Origin of the sequence: Nocardia aobensis NBRC 100429 (assembly GCF_000308375.1) — a bacterium.
GTDB classification, from domain to species: Bacteria; Actinomycetota; Actinomycetes; order Mycobacteriales; family Mycobacteriaceae; genus Nocardia; species Nocardia aobensis.
In genome coordinates, this window is record NZ_BAFQ01000109.1 from 1 (window position 1) to 19,025 (window position 19,025).

General features: G+C 68.0%; 19 protein-coding genes and 1 pseudogene. 6 read left to right on the forward strand and 14 right to left on the reverse strand.

Going from position 1 to position 19,025, the window contains the following annotated elements:
- Together RJ03_RS13610 and RJ03_RS13615 are read left to right on the forward strand one after the other, a co-directional pair.
- Positions 1-895 (forward strand): acyl-CoA thioesterase (locus RJ03_RS13610; RefSeq protein WP_218000961.1); only part of this gene is annotated, 895 nt, incomplete at its 5' end.
- Positions 896-931: 36 nt separating this feature from the next.
- Positions 932-1,360 carry a DUF427 domain-containing protein gene (locus RJ03_RS13615; protein WP_036502009.1) on the forward strand — a complete coding sequence of 143 codons (429 nt, stop codon included), beginning with the start codon at positions 932-934 and terminating at the stop codon, positions 1,358-1,360.
- Positions 1,361-1,364: 4 nt separating this feature from the next.
- Here RJ03_RS13615 and RJ03_RS13620 read toward each other — a convergent pair.
- From RJ03_RS13620 to RJ03_RS13645, 6 genes and pseudogenes are all read right to left on the reverse strand, one after another.
- Positions 1,365-2,027: pseudogene (locus RJ03_RS13620) on the reverse strand (sterol desaturase family protein); the annotation flags it as partial.
- Between the two features lie 38 nt (positions 2,028-2,065).
- Positions 2,066-2,902: an AraC family transcriptional regulator gene (locus RJ03_RS13625; protein WP_083870807.1), complete on the reverse strand. Its 837-nt coding sequence runs from the start codon at positions 2,900-2,902 to the stop codon at positions 2,066-2,068.
- An 86-nt stretch (positions 2,903-2,988) separates the two neighbouring features.
- Entirely contained in the window at positions 2,989-3,480 is a 492-nt protein-coding gene (locus tag RJ03_RS13630) for a beta-class carbonic anhydrase (RefSeq protein WP_036502052.1), read from the reverse strand.
- Positions 3,481-3,634: 154 nt separating this feature from the next.
- Positions 3,635-4,966, reverse strand: coding sequence for an APC family permease (locus tag RJ03_RS13635; RefSeq protein ID WP_036502054.1), 1,332 nt, complete (start codon positions 4,964-4,966; stop codon positions 3,635-3,637).
- 50 nt (positions 4,967-5,016) lie between these two features.
- Positions 5,017-5,388 (reverse strand): DUF4186 domain-containing protein, encoded by a 372-nt coding sequence (locus tag RJ03_RS13640; RefSeq protein ID WP_232329321.1) that lies wholly within the window; start codon positions 5,386-5,388, stop codon positions 5,017-5,019.
- Positions 5,389-5,397: 9 nt separating this feature from the next.
- Positions 5,398-7,344 carry a glycoside hydrolase family 15 protein gene (locus tag RJ03_RS13645; protein WP_083870810.1) on the reverse strand — a complete coding sequence of 649 codons (1,947 nt, stop codon included), beginning with the start codon at positions 7,342-7,344 and terminating at the stop codon, positions 5,398-5,400.
- Between the two features lie 243 nt (positions 7,345-7,587).
- On the opposite strand from RJ03_RS13645, the gene RJ03_RS13650 reads away from it, so the two are divergent.
- Positions 7,588-8,022 carry a hypothetical protein gene (locus RJ03_RS13650; RefSeq protein ID WP_036502010.1) on the forward strand — a complete coding sequence of 145 codons (435 nt, stop codon included), beginning with the start codon at positions 7,588-7,590 and terminating at the stop codon, positions 8,020-8,022.
- 33 nt (positions 8,023-8,055) lie between these two features.
- Here the strand turns inward: RJ03_RS13650 and RJ03_RS13655 are convergent, their stop codons facing one another.
- Positions 8,056-8,535, reverse strand: coding sequence for a hypothetical protein (locus RJ03_RS13655; RefSeq protein WP_036502013.1), 480 nt, complete (start codon positions 8,533-8,535; stop codon positions 8,056-8,058).
- 51 nt (positions 8,536-8,586) lie between these two features.
- Entirely contained in the window at positions 8,587-8,742 is a 156-nt protein-coding gene (locus RJ03_RS37755) for a DUF6131 family protein (protein ID WP_086006941.1), read from the reverse strand.
- Positions 8,743-9,068: 326 nt separating this feature from the next.
- On the opposite strand from RJ03_RS37755, the gene RJ03_RS13660 reads away from it, so the two are divergent.
- Positions 9,069-10,715, forward strand: a complete 1,647-nt coding sequence (locus tag RJ03_RS13660; protein WP_051024660.1) for a flavin-containing monooxygenase — start codon at positions 9,069-9,071, stop codon at positions 10,713-10,715.
- Positions 10,716-10,849: 134 nt separating this feature from the next.
- Here RJ03_RS13660 and RJ03_RS13665 read toward each other — a convergent pair whose 3' ends face one another.
- Both RJ03_RS13665 and ilvD read right to left on the reverse strand, forming a co-directional pair.
- Positions 10,850-11,644, reverse strand: coding sequence for a PIG-L family deacetylase (locus RJ03_RS13665; RefSeq protein WP_036502015.1), 795 nt, complete (start codon positions 11,642-11,644; stop codon positions 10,850-10,852).
- 61 nt (positions 11,645-11,705) lie between these two features.
- Complete coding sequence (gene ilvD, locus RJ03_RS13670) at positions 11,706-13,397, reverse strand: dihydroxy-acid dehydratase (protein ID WP_036502017.1); 1,692 nt, start codon at positions 13,395-13,397, stop codon at positions 11,706-11,708.
- A gap of 251 nt (positions 13,398-13,648) precedes the next feature.
- On the opposite strand from ilvD, the gene RJ03_RS13675 reads away from it, so the two are divergent.
- Together RJ03_RS13675 and RJ03_RS13680 are read left to right on the forward strand one after the other, a co-directional pair.
- Positions 13,649-14,761, forward strand: a complete 1,113-nt coding sequence (locus RJ03_RS13675) for a ferredoxin reductase (RefSeq protein ID WP_036502019.1) — start codon at positions 13,649-13,651, stop codon at positions 14,759-14,761.
- Positions 14,762-14,769: 8 nt separating this feature from the next.
- On the forward strand, positions 14,770-16,011 hold the full coding sequence (locus tag RJ03_RS13680) for a fatty acid desaturase family protein (RefSeq protein WP_036502020.1): 1,242 nt from the start codon (positions 14,770-14,772) through the stop codon (positions 16,009-16,011).
- 62 nt (positions 16,012-16,073) lie between these two features.
- Here RJ03_RS13680 and RJ03_RS13685 read toward each other — a convergent pair whose 3' ends face one another.
- From RJ03_RS13685 to RJ03_RS13700, 4 genes are all read right to left on the reverse strand, one after another.
- On the reverse strand, positions 16,074-16,649 hold the full coding sequence (locus tag RJ03_RS13685; RefSeq protein WP_036502023.1) for a dihydrofolate reductase family protein: 576 nt from the start codon (positions 16,647-16,649) through the stop codon (positions 16,074-16,076).
- A 42-nt stretch (positions 16,650-16,691) separates the two neighbouring features.
- A complete protein-coding gene (locus RJ03_RS13690) occupies positions 16,692-17,426 on the reverse strand; it encodes an SDR family NAD(P)-dependent oxidoreductase (RefSeq protein ID WP_036502025.1) in 735 nt (244 codons plus the stop codon).
- Positions 17,427-17,750: 324 nt separating this feature from the next.
- A complete protein-coding gene (locus RJ03_RS13695) occupies positions 17,751-18,008 on the reverse strand; it encodes a hypothetical protein (protein WP_036502027.1) in 258 nt (85 codons plus the stop codon).
- The gene (locus tag RJ03_RS13700) at positions 18,008-19,021 is read right to left on the reverse strand and encodes an RNA polymerase subunit sigma-70 (protein WP_051024661.1); all 1,014 of its coding nucleotides are present in this window, start codon (positions 19,019-19,021) and stop codon (positions 18,008-18,010) included. The genes RJ03_RS13695 and RJ03_RS13700 overlap by 1 nt, the downstream gene beginning before the upstream one ends.
- Between the last annotated feature and the right edge of the window lie 4 nt (positions 19,022-19,025).

Sequence of the window (19,025 nt, forward strand, 5' to 3'; positions counted from 1 at the left end):
GCATGCCGGAGCGGGGCCGGGCGGGCCACCGTGGAGTCAAACCGAGCTGCTGCGCCTCATGGACGTACGTTCTTGCGGCGCAGGCCATTACGTCGCCCCGGCCCACGGTCCGACCGTCCGCAACGTCGTCGAGGCCGGCCAGATGCTCGGCGACGCCATCGTGGCGGCCGCCAAGGAGGTACCCCGGCAGCGCGTGGTGTCGGCGTCGATGATCTTCTCGCGGGTCGCCGCCCACGACGCGCCGCTGGACGTCGACGTCGAGGTGCTGCACTCGGGTCGCACCTACAGCACGGCACACGTCCGGATCCGGCAGGACGGCGCCCTGCGGAGCGCGGGAACCGTACTGCTGGACGCAGGTGCACCCGATCTGATCCGTTCGGCGGCGCCGATGCCGAGGGTCGAACCGCCGGAACAGCTTGCGTCGCTGGATATTCCGGGCACTGAAGTCGAGGGCCGGGACATACGCGTGGCCGGCGACGGATACAGTCCCGACCCCGGACACGTCGGTCCTCCGGAACTGTTCGTGTGGACGCGATACCGCGACGCGCCGGGTGCCGATCATCTGCATGCGGCGCTGCTGGCGCAATCGTGTGCACACTGGACCGTGGCCGCCGCGTTGCGCCCGCATCCGGACTACGGTGAATCGATGGCCCATTCCGTGATCTCGACCGGAATCACCATGGCCACCATTACCTTTCACGACGATGCGGATGTGACTCAGTGGCTGCTGTACAGCACCCGCGTCGTCTACGCCGGACGCGGCCACGCCCAGAGCGAAGGACAGGTACACGCCGCCGACGGACGGCTCATGGCGTCCTACAGCGTGCACGCGATGGTGCGGGCGTTCCGGCCCGCCGATACCGCCACCCCTACCCGCGCCGGCACCGTACTCTGACCACCCACACTCGGGGGCACACCTTCGGAGGAACATATGGAATCGTCCGGCTTCGCCGATTGGCCCGACTACCGCGTCGACGTGCGGCGAATACGCAATCTGATTCGTGTCCTGCACGACGATCGGGTACTGGCCGAGACCACCGCGAGCCTGTTCGTCGCCGAACAGGACCACGGGATCGTGTTCTACATTCCGGTCGCCGATATCCGCTTCGACCTGCTCACCCTGGACGAACAGCTCACCTCCCGCTGCCCCTTCAAGGGCTGGGCCCGGTACTGGCGCCCGAACGACAGCGACGAGCCGATCGCGTGGGAGTACCACGATCCCTATCCGGAGGTGGCGTTGATCCGGGACCACATCGGCTTCTATCAGGATCGGGTCCGCCTCGAGATCGGTGTGGCGGATCCGGCCGTGTCCGGCCTGCGGCACCGTCCCGAATCCGGCCGGACACCGCACGCCGAGTGATCCCTCAGCATCCTCCGTCGGGGGTGAAGGGATAGCGCAGCTGCGCCGAATAGGCGGAGGGATAGTGCGGTTTCGCCGCCATACCGAGTTCGGCGGAGCTGAATCGGCGCGCCGGATCGTAGGAGTAGGTCCGGTAGAGGTGATCCCAGATCAGCGTGAAGAGCCCGAAGTTCACGTCCCCGACACCGGCCCACCTGAGGTGGTGGAAGCGGTGCCCCTCGTTGAGGGCGAGCACGTATGTCGCGGGACCGACGCGGTAGTCGGCATTGGAATGCTGGAGCAGCAGTTGCACGGCGACAGCCAGGGCCAGCACGCCGGCGACCGGGGCCGGCAGGCCGACCAGGATCAAAGGCGCCACCCCCGCGGCCGTTTCGATCGCGTGGTGCAGCGGGTGTTTCATCAGGCCGTTGAGTCCGTAGAACCGGGTGACGCTGTGGTGCACGGCATGGAATCGCCACAGCATGCCGATCTTGTGGCTGGCCAGATGCATGGTCGTGATCCCGAAATCGGCGACCATGATCGCCACCAGGACCTGAGCGAGCAACGGCCAGTGCCGCGGCCACAGCTCCGGGGCCGGGACAACGGATGCCAGCAGCGGAATCACCGCCACACCGGCCAGGATCATCGTCTCGTTGACCGCGGCATGGATGCGGTCGCGGCGGATGTCGTCGTGATCGGTGTTCCACGACCGATTGAACGATTCGGCTAGATCGCGGAACCGATCTCCACGCGGACGGTGCGACTCAGTGCGGACGGTGGCAGGCCGAAGGTGGCACGACACGTCCGGGACAGGTGCGCGCCGTCGGCGAATCCGGCCGCATGCGCCGCCGCGGTCACATCGTCGCCGGCGGCCGTCCGCGCGACGGCGGTCATGACCCGCAACCACAGCACGTACCGGCGCAGCGGCAACCCGACCTGATCGGTGAACACATGTGTCAGCCGGCTCGTCGAGATCCCCACCCGCTCGGCGAGCGCGCCGGTGCGCACCGGGCCCTGCACGATCAGCTCCGGCAGCAGTTCGAGCGCCGCGCTGACACCGGGGTGCCGCGACGGTGTCACGGCACCGGCACCCACCGACCGGGTCAGCGCCGATACCGCGGCGCGCGGATCGCCGCTCGCCGGATCGAGGCCGGCCAGCACGTCGGTGTCCGCCCAGGACGCGCCGAGACGGTTTTCCACCGCGCTACCCAGCGCGGATTCGGGATCGACGAACAGCGCGAGCGCGGGCTGCGCACCGGCCGTGATCGCATGCCCGGTATCGGAGGGGATCCCCATCCGGTTTCCGGTGTGCACACCCCCGTCGTCATCGACCACGCGCAGCTCACCCGCCGCGACCATCAGCTGCACCGCATGGTGCGCATGCCGCTCGGTCGGTCCGATCGCGCCCGTGTACGCCAGCACGCCCGGCAGCAGCAGGGCCGAGCCGGACCACCGTCGCGGATCCGGAACATTCGATCCCGCAACGTGTTTCGGACGGTCGACCGCCGCGCGGACCCGCTCGCCCGGGAACCAGCCTCCGCTATCGGTGAAGTCACTCGTCATGCGTCGAACCATAGGGCGGCACACTCGGACCGCCCTGTCCCGGCACCTGGCCGCGGCAGACCGACGAAGTTATCGCCGGATCGGGATCAGGCGAGGACCTCCTGGAGTTTGCCGGTGGCGACGTCGAACACGAAGCCGCGCAGCGAGGTCGTCTTCGTCACGAACGGGCTGGCCTCGATGCGCCGGATCGACTGGCGCACATCCACATCCAGATCGTCGAAAGCCTCGGCCGCCCAGCCTGGTTTGAGGCCGATCTCGTCCTGGATTCCACGTTTGAATTCGTCGTCGGTGAAGGTCAGCATGCCGCAGTCGGTGTGGTGGATGAGGATGATCTCCGTGGTGCCCAGCAACCGCTGACTGATGGCCAGCGAACGGATCTCGTCGTCGGTCACCACCCCGCCCGCGTTGCGGATGACGTGGGCCTCCCCCTCCTGGAGTCCGAGGATGCGGTAGACGTCGAGCCGCGCATCCATGCACGCCACCACGGCGACGTGCTTGCTCGGCGGCAGCGGAAGCGGTCCGCTGAACTGTGCTGCGTAGTCGGCATTGTTGGCCAGAAGCTCGTCTGTCACGGTCATGATCGCGCCCTTCGTCGGGTAAGTGCGGACATTCACATGTGCGCATGGATCGTGACTCCCGGCGGCCGCGAACACCAGGTATTCGCTCAGCGTGAAGTCAACGGTTGCCGATCGCGTGACAGAAACGCCCCGATCGGTCGCCACCGTGCGGGGATCAGGGACGCATCGTCTTCACGGCCTGCGTGATGCGGGATTCCGGGTGGGCGCGGCGGGTACGCAGGCCGTTCACCAGCGCGAGCACGGCGCCCAAGCCGACCAGGATCAGGCCGCGCGCCCAGATCTCGGCGTCGATGCGGGTGAACAGGTAGAGGCAGGAGGCCAGCGCCAGCCAGGGAACGAGCGTCGGGACACGGAAGTGGTCGGTATCGACGGGATGGCGGCGCTCGAGCAGAACCGACCAGTTGACGGCCGCGAACACGACGAGCAGAAGCAGGACCAGGGTTTCGGCCAGCACGGCGACCTCGCCGGTGAGTGCGAGGGCGATCGACGCTCCCGAGGTCACCACCACCGCCACCCAGGGAGTGCGGCGGCCGGGAAGTAGCCGGGTGAGCACCGCCGGCAGCAGTCCGTCGCGAGCCATGCCGTAGGCGAGCCGCGAGGCCATGATGCCGGTCAGCAGTGCGCCGTTGGCGACGGCGACCAGTGCGATGACACTGAACAACCGGTCGGGCACGCCGCCGGCGCGGCGCACCACCTCGAGCAGCGGACCGCTCGATCGTGCGAGTTCGCCGGTGGGCACGGCGGCGCTGGCGACCACACCGACCAGCACGTACACCACCCCGGCGGTGAGCAGGGCGCCGAACAGCGCGATCGGGTAGGAGCTCCGCGGATCGCGCACCTCCTCCGCCAGATTCACCGAGGTCTCGAACCCCACGAAGGAGTAGAAGGCCAGCACCGTACCCGCGAGCACTGCCGCGACCGGACCGTGTTCCGCGGTCCCGATCTCGGTGAGCCTGCCGGGATCGGCGTCACCGCGTAGCAGGATCCAGGCGCCCAGCCCGATGATCAGCACCAGCCCGCTGAGCTCGACCAGGCTCGCCGCCACATTGGCGCGCAAGGATTCCTTGATCCCGCGGATGTTGAGCGCCGCCAGCGCGACCAGGAAGACGACGATGACGACCGCGGTCGGCGCGGATACGAGCACCTGGAGATAGTCACCGGCGAACGCCCGGGCCAGCGCTCCCACCGACACCACACCCGCCGCGAGCATGCAGAAGCCGGCCAGTGAGCCGGCGGCCGGTCCCAGCGCCCGCGTCGCGTAATGCGCGGAGCCGCCCGCTCGGGGGTACTTCGTCGCCAGTTCGGCATACGACGCCGCGGTGAGGGTGGCCATGCCGAGCGCGACGGCCAGCGGTAACCACACCGCACCACCCGATGCCTGCGCGACGGAACCGATCAGCACGTAGACCCCCGCTCCGAGCACGTCGCCCAGGATGAAGAAGTACAGCAGGGGCGTACTGACGGCGCGCTTCAAGGAACGGGGCATACCGGCCACGTACCCGTCCCGCGCGCATCGAACCGGTGGCGCTCGCGACGCTACCGGCGAGCGCACTCCAGTTCGATCCAGCGGCAGATGATGTCCACGACGTATTCGCGCTCCCGCGTGGTCAGTTCGCGGCCCTTGGCGATGCCGTGCGTGCGCTGCAGACAGCTGCGACAGCAGGTGGCCGTGGCGTGCTGAGCGCGGAAGACCGGATGACCGCCCCAGGGAGTCTGCTTGCCGTCCTTGGCGGGATGAGCCGGTGCGAGCCGCTTGCCGATGAGATCGGCGGCGTGCTCGCGCACCACCGTCATGCCGCGCAGCGCGACGAACTCCACCTCGGGCGCGCGCAGGTGGAACTTCGCCCGGAACGGCTGCCGGGCGATGGTGTCGAGGCGAGCGTCGAGAGTCGCGTGGTCCAGCCGCACCACACCAGCCTAGATATGGATGTATCCGCCGGTGAGCATGCCGTCGTCGAGGCGAGGGGCGATGGACTCTCCCCCGAGTGCGGTGCGCAACTCGATCTGCTCGTCCCGGACGACGTGCATGACGGCATTGATCAACGCCAGATGCGTGAACGCCTGGGGATAGTTGCCCCAGTGCCGGCCCGTCACCGGGTCGATCTCCTCGCCGTAGAGGCCCAGTGGGCTGGCGTAGCCGAGCAATTTTTCGCACAACTGCTTGGCGCGGTGATTCTCACCGATTTCCGAGAGCGCGGACACCAGCCAGAACGAGCAGATCGTGAACGTGCCTTCGGTCCCGGCGAACCCGTCGTCGGTTTCGTCGGTGCGATAGCGCAGGACGAGTCCGTCGCTGGTGAGTTCGTCGGCGATGGCGAGCACCGTTTTGCGGACCCGTTCGTCGTCGGGAGGAAGGAACCGGACCAGCGGGATGAGCAGGGTCGAGGCGTCCAGTGCCGTGCTGCCGTAGTACTGGGTGAACACACCCCGCGAGTCGACGGCGTGGGCGCAGACGTCGGCGCGGATCTCGTCGGCCGCGCGCTGCCAGCGGGCGGCCCGTTCGAAGTCCTGATGGATGCGGGCCAGTCGCGCGCCACGGTCGGCGGCGACCCAGCACATGACCTTGCTGGAGGTGAAGTGCTGCGGCTTGCCCCGCACTTCCCAGATACCGTGGTCGGGTTCGCGCCACACCGCGAGCGCGCTCTTGACCGCCCAGCGCAGCAGCGGCCAGGTGCGCGCGTCGATCTGGTCCTGATGGCGGGCGTAGAGGTAGACCGAGTCCAGCGCCGCGCCCCAGACATCGTGCTGGCGTTGGCGATACGCGTCGTTGCCCACCCGCACCGGTGCGGCGTTCTCGTAGCCCCGCAGGTTGTCCAGGGTGTGTTCGCGCAGGTCGGTTTCGCCGCCGATGCCGTAGACGATCTGCATGTCCTCGGCGTTCTCGGCCAAATTGATGATGTGGGAGAAGTAGTCGTTGGCTTCCCAGTTGAAGCCCAGCGTGTACAGGCCCCACAGCGCGAAGGCCGAGTCCCGGACCCAGGTGTAGCGGTAGTCCCAATTACGTTCTCCGCCAGGGGTTTCCGGTAGCGAGGTGGTCGGCGCGGCGACGATGGCGCCGGTCGGGGCGAAGGTCAGGCCCTTGAGGGTCAGCGCACTGCGCGTGAGCTGGGCACTCCAGGGATGATCCGGGAACCGGCCGCCGGCCAGCCAGTGCCGCCAGTGATGCACGGTCCCGACCAGGCGCCGATTGGCCTCATCGACGGTTTCGGGAGCCTCTCGGCTGCCCCAGGACAGCGCACAGAAGCGGGTGTCGCCACTCTTGAGCAGTGTGCGGGCGACCGCGCGCGAGCCCTCGATGCCCAGGCGCAGATCGGTGGTCAGGCGCAACGGCAGATCGACACCGTCGGCGTCGGCCTGGGCCAGGTGATAGCTGTCGAGGTACTCCCAAGCGGCCCGCGCTCGCCCGTAATCGTAGGCGGGCTGGCAGTCGAGCACGAACTGGATCTGCCCGGTCTCGCAGTGCACGATGCGCAGCAGGATGTGTTCGGCGTCGTAGTCGGTGGGTGCGCGACGGTGCGCGCTGCGACCGGGTTGCTGGTGCCGCCAGGGGCCGACGAGCAGGACGTCGCGCACGGTTGCCCATCCTTCGCCACTGCGCCAGCTCGTCTCCATGACCATCGTGCCGGGGATGTACCGGCGATCGGCCGGGGTCGCGATGTCGTCGGGCGCGAAGCGGAACGACCCGGCGGAGCGATCGAGTATCGCGCCGAAGACGCTGGGGGAATCCATGCGGGGCAAGCACATCCATTCGATGGCGCCGCTGGGCGCGATCAGGGCTGTGACCTCGGAATCGGAGATGAACGCATAGTCGTCGATGCGCGGGAAAGCGGTGACCCGGGGCGTGTGTTCCGGATGGTCGTTCATGCGGTGCTCCCATTCGCCACCTGCTCGGCCCGCTCGGGCACTGCTTCGATCGTATGTCCGCCGGTGCACGGTTTCCACCGGCACGGACCAGCCGATGCGGACACCAACCGTGTTCTCTGGAAATTTGCCGAATACCGCATGGGGACCGCGTGACCCGACGACCATGAGAGGGTGACCGATCGAGACGGCAGGAGCACCCTGGCCACCGTTCAGCATCGAGGCCGCGAGGTGCGGCGGGCGTGGATGGAGACTCTCGGGCCCGGCGAGCGGTCGGCGGTGTGGGCGTGGGCCGCGTTCACGGCGACCTTCGGGACCACGCGGGCCCTCACGCACTGGATCCGTGCCGGCCACGGGCCCAGCGGTGGCGGAATCAGTCTGGGCGGCAAGCATTTCCACCACTACAACATCGGGATCGCGACGCTCGCGGCGGTGGGGATGGTGGCGTTGCGCGGCACCGAGCGCGCCCGCCGGCATCCGGTGGTGGCCACCTCCTACGGCGCCGGCTCGGCCCTGATCGTCGACGAACTGGCGCTGCTGCTGGATCTGGAGGACGTCTACTGGGCACGCGAAGGGCGTACCAGCGTCGATGCGGCGGTGCTGGTGATCGGCCTCGGCGGTCTGGCCACCGCCGGATTCGAGTTCTGGCCGCGCGCTCACCGCGCGCTGTGGGGGCGGTGAGCGCGCCGGTCTCCGCGGTAACGGAGGCAGAGGTCAGCGTCCCTCGGTGGGCCCGCTTCTCGGGACGTCGTTTCGCGGAGTATCGCTGCGATGGGCATCGTTTCGCGCGGCGTCGGCTCCGGACGTGCGACCGCGCTCGGCGTTTTTTCCCGGCTCGGGGGTTCGCGCGTCCGGATCGACCTTGTCGGCGCGGTGGAACTCCTGGGTGAGTTCTTCACGCGAGGTCGAGACCTCGTTGTGGTGAGCGGCTGCCTGTTCCTTCAGCCCAGCGGCCTGCGCCGCCTTGATGTCGGCCTCGGCCGACGCCGCCCGGGCCTTGGCCGCGGTTTCGTCGGCGAGCGCTTGGCGACGGCCGACCTCGTGGGAACGCTCGGTCGCCTTCTCGCGGATCTCGGCGGCCTCGGCGCGACGATGTTCCTTACGTTGAGCCACGGCCACGCGGGCAAGCGCGGCGATGACCAGGATCGCCACAACCACGACAACAACGATCACGACGATCGTGGTGGTACTCATCTCGACTCCTCGAACTCGCTCGGGCGTTCCGGCATGCGGCCGGCACCGGCGTCAGTAGTAGTGGCGTCGACCGCCGACGGCACGACCCATCGATCCCATTGCCAGCAGCACCAGACCGATGACGAGGACCACGATTCCGATGATCCAGATGATGTGGATCTTCAGCAGAAAACCGACGACGAGGAGAATGATTCCGAGAATGATCATGGTCGATACCTGATTCGGCGAATGACGCGACAGCCCTGTACAGGGCACTTCGACGGTCTGCAAAGCTACCCTTTGGCTACACGCTGTAAAACAACTCAACCACCGCGAACCCACCGTGTCAACGGTGTTCGACTCCTGCCTGCAACCGGTTCCCCGGTCGCGGCGGCCGGTGGTCCCGGTGCCGATGCCCGGCGCAGCGCGCGTCCCGGTCATCGGGAGCCGGATCGCCGTGAGCGCCGGTCAGCGGGACGACATCTGCCCGGGAGCCGCGCCCTTTCCTAGCGTCGAGGGCGGAGAAACAGGTCTCCGGCGAAAGGTATCCGACTGTGACCCCCGAGACGACATCGTCCACTGGGAATATCCGTACCGGCGTCGATGTGGTGATCGTCGGCGCAGGCATCGCAGGGCTCTACGCGATCCACCGGCTGCGCGGGCAGGGTCTGCGCGTGCAGGCGTTCGAGGCCGGCGACGGCGTGGGCGGCGTGTGGTACTGGAACCGCTACCCGGGCGCGCGCTGCGACGTCGAGAGCGTCGACTACTCGTACTCGTTCGACGACGCCCTGCAGCAGGAATGGAACTGGAGCGAGAAATACGCCACCCAGCCCGAGATCCTGTCCTATCTCGAACATGTCGCCGACCGCTACGATCTGCGCCGCGACATCGAATTCGGCACGCGGGTAACCGATATCGTGCTCGACGAGACCACGCTGCGCTGGCGGGTCCGCGTCGACAGCGGCGCCGAGGTGACGGCGCGGTTCGTCGTGCTGGCCACCGGTCCGCTGTCCAATGCCAACACCCCGGCCATCGACGGGCTGCCGACCTTCGCCGGCCGGCTGCTGCACACCTCCAGCTGGCCCGCCGACGGTGTCGACTTCACCGGTCAGCGGGTCGGCGTCATCGGCACCGGATCCTCGGGCATCCAAGCCATTCCGCATCTCGCCGAGCAGGCGGAGCGGCTGTACGTCTTCCAGCGCACACCCAATTACAGTGTGCCCGCGGGCAATACGCCGCTGGACGAGCAGACGCGCCGCGAGCAGAAGGCCGGATATCCGGAGCGGCGGCGGCTGTCGATGGCCAGCGGTGGCGGTTCACCGCATCAGCCGCATCCCAAGAACACCCTCGAGGTATCCGAGCAGGAGCGCCGCGACGCCTACGAGAAGCGCTGGCAGCTCGGCGGAGTGCTGTTCAGCAAGACGTTCCCGGATCAGATGGTGACCGCCGAGGCGAACGAGCCGGCGCGCCTGTTCTGGGAACAGAAGGTGCGCGCGGTGATCGACGACCCGCGCGTCGCCGACCTGCTGATCCCGCGCGACCATCCGATCGGCGCCAAACGGATCTGCACCGACACCGACTACTACGAGACCTACAACCGCGACAACGTCGAACTGGTGGACCTGCGCACCACACCGATCCAGCGGATCGACGCCGCGGGCGTGCACACCACCGACGCGCACTACGCGCTCGACAGCCTGGTCCTGGCCACCGGTTTCGACGCGATGACCGGATCGGTCGCGAAGATGAACATCGTCGGCCGCGGCGGCGAAACTCTGAACGAGGCGTGGCGCGAGGGCCCGAAAACCTATCTGGGCCTGGGCATCAGCGGCTTCCCGAATCTGTTCAACCTCACCGGGCCCGGCAGTCCCTCGGTCCTGGCCAATATGGTGCTGCATTCGGAACTGCACGTGGACTGGGTGGCCGACGCGATCGACTTCCTGGACCGCCGCGGCGCGGCCGCCCTCGAGGCGCGGCCCGACGCGGTCTCGGCCTGGGTCGCCGAATGCGCCGAGCGGGCGGCGAAAACATTGATGCCACAGGCCAATTCGTGGTACCTCGGCGCGAACGTGCCGGGTAAGCCGCGGGTGTTCATGCCCTTCGTCGGCGGGTTCGGCGTGTACGGCGAGATCATCGCCGAGGTGGCCGCGGCGGACTACAAGGGCTTCGACGTCCTCGACGTCCCCTCGGACCCGACGTAGTCGGAGACGATTCCCCGTCGGCCCCGCGGTCCCGATCCGGACAGCGGGGCCGATGCCGCGGTACGGCATCGCGTCCCGACCGGTCCTCGCCTCGGCTCGCGGCCGACGCGAATGGCGGTCGGTGGGCGCGGGTGTCACCGGGGCGCGAACAGATCCGTTTCGAGGATGTCCGTCCGCGCGCCGCTGCGGATGAACCATTCGGTACCGAACGCGCGAGCGAACGCCGGATCCGGCATCGCGAGGAAGAAGGACTGCTCGTCGATCTGGCTCCGGTGTGCCCGCATGGCTTCGCGCTTGTGGCCCAGATAGGCGGAGACGTCGACGGCCGTGGTCAGCATCGATTCCGGTTTTCCGAATTCGGCGACCTCGCTGATGTCGGGCGCCTCGATTCCCGTCGCCCCGGCCTGCTCGGCGATCTCCTTCATACCGCGCACGACCTCGTCGCGGTTCATGGTGCTCTGGAAAACCCGTGGGGTGCCGGCCAATTCGGCGGCACGCATCCCGACGCGGTGGACCTGAATATGGTCGGGATGACCGTATCCGCCGTTGTCGTCGTAGACGGTGAGCACCTCGGCGTCCTCTTCGGCGAGGATCGCGGCCAGCCGCCGCGCGGCGTCCTCGACGGGAGCGGTCCAGAACGAGCCGGCCGCGTCGTTGGTCGGCGTCCCCATCATCCCCGAGTCGACGTAGCCGAGGAACTCCACCCGCGCGACGCCGAGAATCTCTGCGGCAGCGTGGGTTTCGCGAACCCGGCGCTGCCACAACGGCTCGCCCTCGTCGAGGAATCCGTCCGGCACCTCGCCGTGCTCGCCGCGTGTCGCGACCACGAGGACCACTCGATGCCCCTGCTCGAACGCCTTGCGCATCACCCCGCCACAGGTGATCGCCTCGTCGTCGGGATGGGCGTGGAAACTGACCAACGTTGCCATGGCGCAACGCTACGGCACGGTCACGACCTGGTCTGCCTCAACCGGTCACGGCGCCGAGATCTCAGCCGGTCACGGCGCCGTGAGCCGCGGAGCTGACCAGCTTGCGGTACTTGGCCAGCACTCCCGAGGTGTACTTCGGCGCAAGCGGCTCCCAGCCGACCTTGCGTGCGGCGAGTTCGGCCTCGTCGATCTCGACGTCGAGGATGCGGTTGGCGACGTCGAGAACGATGGGATCGCCGTCGGCGACGAAGGCGATCGGCCCGCCGTCCACGGCCTCGGGCGCGACGTGACCGACGCACAAACCGGTGGTGCCGCCGGAGAATCGGCCGTCGGTGAGCAGCAGAACGTCCTTGCCCAGCCCGGCGCCCTTGATCGCGCCGGTGATGGCGAGCATCTCGCGCATACCGGGTCCGCCCTTGGGGCCTTCGTAGCGGATGACGACCACATCGCCCGCGCCGATCGTGCCGTCCTCGAGCGCGTCCATCGCGGCGCGCTCACCGTCGAAGACCCGCGCGGTGCCGCGGAAGACGTCGGAGTCGAATCCGGCGCTCTTGACCACCGCGCCCTCGGGCGCGAGGGTGCCGTGCAGGATGGTCAGGCCGCCGGTCTTGTGGATGGGGCGATCGAGCGGGCGGATCACGTCACCGTCGAGACCCAGCTCGATGTGCGCCAGATTCTCGGCCATGGTCGCGCCGGTCACGGTCAGCACATCGCCGTGCAGCAGGCCCGCGTCGAGCAGGGCCTTCATCACGACCGGGATGCCGCCGACCCGGTCGACATCGTTCATGACGTAGCGGCCGAACGGCTTGAGGTCACCCAGATGCGGCACCTTGTCGCCGACCCGGTTGAAGTCGGCGAGGGTCAGCTCGACTCCGGCCTCCCGCGCGATGGCCAGCAGGTGCAGGACGGCATTGGTGGAACCACCGAGCGCCATGACCACGGTGATGGCGTTCTCGAACGCCTCGCGGGTCAGGATGTCGCGCGCGGTGATGCCGCTGCGGAGCAGTCCGACCACGGCCTCGCCGGACTTGCGGGCGTAGTCGTCGCGACGGCGGTCGGGGGCGGGCGGGGCGGCCGATCCGGGCAGGCTCATACCCAGCGCTTCGGCGGCCGAGGCCATGGTGTTGGCGGTGTACATACCGCCGCAGGCACCCTCGCCCGGACAGATCGCGCGCTCGATCCGGTCGACGTCCTCGCGGCTGATCAACCCCTTCATACAGGCGCCGACCGCCTCGAACGCATCGATGATCGTGACATCGCGGCCGTCGACGTTGCCCGGCAGCGTGGAACCGGCGTAGAGGAACACACTCGCCAGATCCAGGCGCGCGGCGGCCATCAGCATGCCCGGCAAGCTCTTGTCGCAGCCGGCGAGCAGGACCGAACCGTCGAGCCGTTCGGCCATCATGACGGTCTCGACGGAATCGGCGATGATCTCGCGACTCACCAAGGAGAAATGCATCCCCTCGTGACCCATCGAAATCCCGTCGGAGACCGAGATCGTGCCGAATTCGAGCGGGTAGCCACCGCCCGCGTGCACGCCCTCCTTGACCGCCTTCGCCAGGCGGTCGAGCGACAGATTGCACGGGGTGATCTCGTTCCAGCTGGAGGCGACGCCGATCTGCGGCTTGGCCCAGTCGTCGTCACCCATGCCGACGGCGCGAAGCATGCCGCGGGCGGCGGTCTTCTCCAGCCCGTCGGTGACATCCCGGGAACGAGGCTTGATGTCGTGCGCCCTGTCGCGATCGTGTGCCATGGGGCAAGCCTACGACCGGCGCAAACCACAGCGCGGTTGATCCGGCCCGGGTCGCGTGGCGTGAGCTTTCGGCGCACACTCGTCCACTCGAATGGGCGCACCGCGCCGGCAGTCGTGCGGCGACCCGGGCAACAGGGACGATTTCGGAGAACCTCGAGAACTTGTGTGTACCCGCGCGGGAAGGTGGTATACAACCGCACGTAGGCACAGGCATTTCGAGTGTACGGGTGTACACGGAAGTGAGGGCTTCCATGGATCTGTTGAAATGGAGTAAGCGGCCTGCCGCCGATATCAGCGCCAAGAAGCCACGAGTCAACGTCGTGCGCGGGCTGGTGGCGCGGGCCACCACGCCCCTGCTTCCCGACGATTACCTCCGCTTGGTCAATCCGCTGTGGACCGCGCGCGAGCTCCGCGGCAAGGTCGTCGACGTCGTCAAGGAGACCGCCGATTCGGCCACGGTCACCATCCGTCCCGGCTGGGGTTTTCCGACCACGTACACGCCCGGTCAGTACGTCGGCATCGGACTGCAGATCGGCGGCCGCTGGCATTGGCGTTCGTATTCGCTGACCTCGATCGGCGGGGCCGACGACAAGACCATTTCGATCACGGTGAAGGCGAATCCCGACGGGTTCCTGTCGACACATCTGGTCGACGGCGTCGAGCCGGGCACCGTCATCCGGCTGGCGGCGCCGAAGGGGGATTTCCATCTCCCGGAGCCGGTGCCGGACAAATTACTGTTCGTCACCGCGGGCAGCGGGATCACGCCGGTGATCGCGATGCTTCGCGCCCTCGGGACCCATGAGCAGGCGCCCGACATCTGCCACATCCATTCGGCCCCCACCCGCGACGACGTCATCTTCCTGGACGAGATGCAGAGCCGGGCCGCGGACACCCCCGGCTACGACCTGACTCTCCAACTCACCCGGGAGATGGGCAATTTCGATGCGGCACGACTCGACGAATGGGTGCCCGACTGGCGCGAACGCCACTGCTGGGCGTGTGGCCCACCGGCGCTGCTCGACGAGATGGAATCGCACTACGAAGCCGGCGGACTGCGCCATCGTCTGCACACCGAGCGATTCACCATCGCCCGTACCGACCACGGCGGTGAGGGCGGCACGGTGTACTTCGCCGCATCGGGGAAGAAGGCGGAGATCGATGGCGCCACAACACTTCTCGAAGCAGGAGAAGAGCTGGGCATCGGGATGCCGTTCGGATGCCGGATGGGCATCTGCCAAACGTGTGTCGTCCCGCTGGCGGGGGGATATGTGCGCGATCTGCGCAACGGCGCGGAGCGACGCGAAGGAGAACGAATCCAGACATGCATCAGCAGCGTGTCCGGAGAATGCACCCTCGATCTGTAGGAGCCCCTATGGCCATCACCGATATCGACGCCTACGCCCATCTGACCCCCGAGGACATCGAGGCGCTCGGCGCCGAACTGGACACCATCCGCCGCGATATCGAGGAATCCCGCGGTGAGCGGGACGCCCGCTACATCCATCGCACCATCGCCCTGCAGCGGGCCCTGGCAGCAGGCGGCCGGGTCACGCTGATGTTCAGCAATCGCAAGGTCGCATGGCTCGCCGGCACCGCGATGCTCGGGCTGGCCAAGATCATCGAGAACATGGAGCTCGGCCACAATGTGATGCACGGGCAATGGGATTGGATGAACGATCCGGAAATTCATTCCTCGTCCTGGGAATGGGACACCACCTGCCCCAGCGTGCAATGGAAGCATTCGCACAATTTCGTCCATCACAAGTACACGAACGTCGTCGGAAAGGACGACGACGTGGGCTACGGAATTCTGCGAGTGACCCGCGACCAGCGGTGGGAGTGGTGGAACATCGGAAATCCGGTGTACAACCTGGCATTGGGGACCCTGTTCGAATGGGGCGTCGCGCTGCACCACCTCGAGGTGGAGAAGATTCGCCGCAAGGACAAGACCTGGCGGCAGGCGTTCCGGGATCTGCGCATCATCGGAACGAAGGTCGGCAAACAGGCGGCCAAGGATTATCTGATCTATCCGGCGTTGTCGGGGCGCAACTGGAAGACGACGCTGACCGCCGACGCCACCGCCAATCTCATCCGCAACTACTGGGCGTACATGGTCATCTTCTGCGGCCACTTCCCCGACGGCGCGGAGAAATTCACCACCGAGGAACTCGCGGAGGAGGATCAGCCCCGCTGGTATCTGCGACAGATGCTGGGGTCGGCCAACTTTCGCGCCGGGCCGCTCATGCGTTTCATGAGCGGTAACCTCAGCCACCAGATCGAACACCACCTGTTCCCCGACCTGCCGAGCAACCGGTACGAGGAGATCGGCGTCCGGGTCCGGGAACTGTGCGACAAATACGACCTGCCGTACACGACCGGTTCGCTCGGCCGCCAGTATCTGCAGTCGTTCCGGACGATCGCGAAACTGGCCCTGCCCAACGCCCTGCTCACCGCGACCTCCGATGACGCCCCGGAGACCGCTTCCGAGTTGCGGTTCGCGATTCGCGACGGGATGCGCGCGCATTTCGGCGTCGACCCCGAGACCGGTAAGCGCCGGGGGCTGCGCACGGCGTTGCGCGAACTGAAGCAGGCGCCGGTGCGAGCGGCATCCTGAACGCGGCAACCCGCATCGAACGCCGGACCGCCACTGGGTAGGGGTCCGGCGTTCGATGACGGTCAGCCGATGTCGTAGACGTAGCTCAGCCTGCCGTCGGGCAATTGCTCGAATTTCCGGAGCTCGAGCGGATGGCGACCGCTCGCGGCCGCGAACAGGGACGGTCCGTTTCCCGCGATGAGTGGGTAGACGATCAGGCGTATCTCGTCCACCAAGCCCGCGTCGAGCGCGGCGCCGGTGAGGGTGGCGCCGCCCATGAGGTAGATGTCCTTTCCGGATTGCGATTTCAGTGCCGCGACGTCGTCGAGACCGCGCAGAAATCGCGTATTCGGCCATGTGGCTGCGCTTTTCGTTGTGGAGACGACGTAATGTGGTGTCTTCCTGGCGAATTCGACCCATTCGAGCTCGCCCGGCGTCGGCGCCGCGCCGGTCTGGGGCAGGGGTTCGTCCGGGTGGTCGCCGATCGCGGTCCAGTACGGTTCGTAGCCCTCGTACATCCGGCCACCGAGCACACAGGCGTCGATCTGCGGAGTGATTCCGTAATCATCGGACCAGCCGTGCACCCAGTCCGCATATCCTTCTGGCCCTTCGTATTTCCCGTCCACCGAGATCTTCATTGCTGCGATGAGCTTGCGCATCGGTTCCTCTTCTTTCGTGGGTCGAATGGCGTACGCCGCCGATCACGGCAGGGCCGTCAGGCCGTCGGCGGTGAGTTGGTAGGACGCCGCGGGTTCACCCGCGCAGGCGAGTTCGAGCAGTGCCGCGCCGGCGATCTCGGGAGTGAGCGGCTCACCCGACTGCTCGATGTACGCCTGCACGCTCCGGCCGGCACGGGCCGCATAGGCGCGTACCGCGGGCAGGCCGAGGCTCGTGGCGGGAGTGATCCGCGGCAGCACCGTCGTGAAGGTGATGTCCGAGCCGGCGCGCCGAGACTCGTCCTGGGCGTAGCCGGTGATGAACCGCTGAGTTGCCTTGGCTCCGGCGTATCCGCCGCTGAGCGGTGAACCGTGGACGGCGGCGCCGCTGCTGACGACGATGACGCGAGCGCCGGGCGGCAGCGACGTCAGCAGCGCTTCGCGCAACCAATGAAAGGCGATGCGCACGTCCGTATTCCAGTTCGCGGAGAACGTCTCCCAGGTGTGCTGGTGCAGCGGCCGCATCAGCGGTGTCGCCCCCGCGACGATGATCAGGATGTCCGGCCGGTGGCGGTCGAGCAGCGCCCCCGGCACGGTCGGATCGGCCGCGTCGGCGACCTCGATGTCGATGCCGGGTGTCTCGGCGGCCAGCTCGCGCAACGCGGACTCCGTGCGCGCCACGGCCACGACCGGCGCACCGGCGCGCGCGAACGCCAGCGCGATCCCCCGGCCCAGCCCACGGCTGCCGCCGACCACCATCGTCGGCCGCATGTCGTTCATGACGCCACCGCCACTGCTTGCACGGCAGCGGCATTCGCGCGCTCGAGACTCTTGACGACCCCGTCGTCCCACCCCGTCTCGAGCGATGCGGACATCGGATCGGGGAAGAGCGGATCCGGATGGTCGGCCGGTCTCCGGGCCGCGGCGTAGACCCGGTCCGCGCCGCGGTGCAGCGCCTCGTCGACGAGCGCGCGGCCGAGGCCGCGCCCGGCCCCCGTGACCGAGTAGTGCCTTGCCGGCCAGAGTGTTCGGGACGGACATGCTGTGCTCCTGTTCGGTGAATTTCGATGTCTTCACCTGTGTGACGCACGCCGGGTCGGTCCGTCATCGGTGGTGTCGTCGCGCGACCGCGGACAGCACCAGGGCCTCGGAGCCGGGGTTGAACAGCCGCCGCACCGGTACGGCGGCGAGGGCGAGGACAGCTCCGGCGGCGAATCGGGCGCGTCTGCCGCTGCGGCATTCCAGCTCCAGTTCGCCGCTGGTCACCACGACGAGGGTGTCGGCCCAGTCGGCGGCCGCGTAATCGAGTGCGTCCCCCGGCTGCAGCACCACGCTCCAGCGCCGCACGCGCCGAGCGTCCATCAGCTCTGCGACGGCAACGCGGGCGGCAGCGCGAACGCGGCGAACAACTCCGGCTGATGGAACAGTGCGATCTCGGCGAGCGCGTCGCCGTCGACGGTCAGCACCCCGATCGCGAACGCGTCGAACGCGTCCGCGCCGGGCTCGCGCCAGTACAGCCCGAACGCCGGTTGCCGATTCGCGCCGGTCGGCCGAAGCCGCCAGCCGCTGCCCATCTCGCCGAAGACGTGGTCGGCGAAAAATGTGCCGATGTCACGGCGACCGGCGAACCAGACCGTGCCCGGCGGCATGATCAGCGTCGCGTCGTCGCGCAGCAGGGCGACGAGTGCGGTCGGATCCGCGCTCTCCCACGCGCCGATCAGTCTAGCCAACGCCCGGCGCTCGGACGCCGTCGACACCGGATGCCATCGATCTCGTTGTGCGGGAAGATGTTCCGACAGGGTGGCATGGGCACGCTGCAGCGCGCTGTTGACCGCCGCCCGGGTGACCCCCAGCGCGGCGGCGGTGTCGGCGACCGACCAGTCCAGCGTGTCTCGCAGGATCAGCACGGCGCGCTGACGCGCGGGCAGCCGCTGGATCGCGGCCAGGAACGCCAGCTCGATCGTCTCCCGCGCGGTGACGACCGCCTCCGGTTCTTCTCCCGCGGCGGCCACGTCCAGCAACCGATCGGGATACGGCTGCAGCCACGGCACATCCACCGTGCCCAGCTCGTAGCGATGCGGGTCCGCCGGGCCGGCCAGATCGGCCGGCCACGCCCGGGCCTTGCGCCGCCGCAGCGCGTCCAGGCAGGCATGGGTCGCGATCCCGTACAACCACGCGCGCAGCGAGGCGCGCCCGGCGTAGGTGTCCAGCCGCGACCACGCCCGTAACAGCGTCTCCTGCACGGCATCCTCGGCGTCTTCCACCGAGCCGAGCATGCGATAGCAATGCACCTGCAGCTCCCGCCGCACCGGCTCTACCAGATGCGCGAACGCGACCTGGTCGCCGTCGCGCGCTGCCTCCACTCGCTGATCCATATCT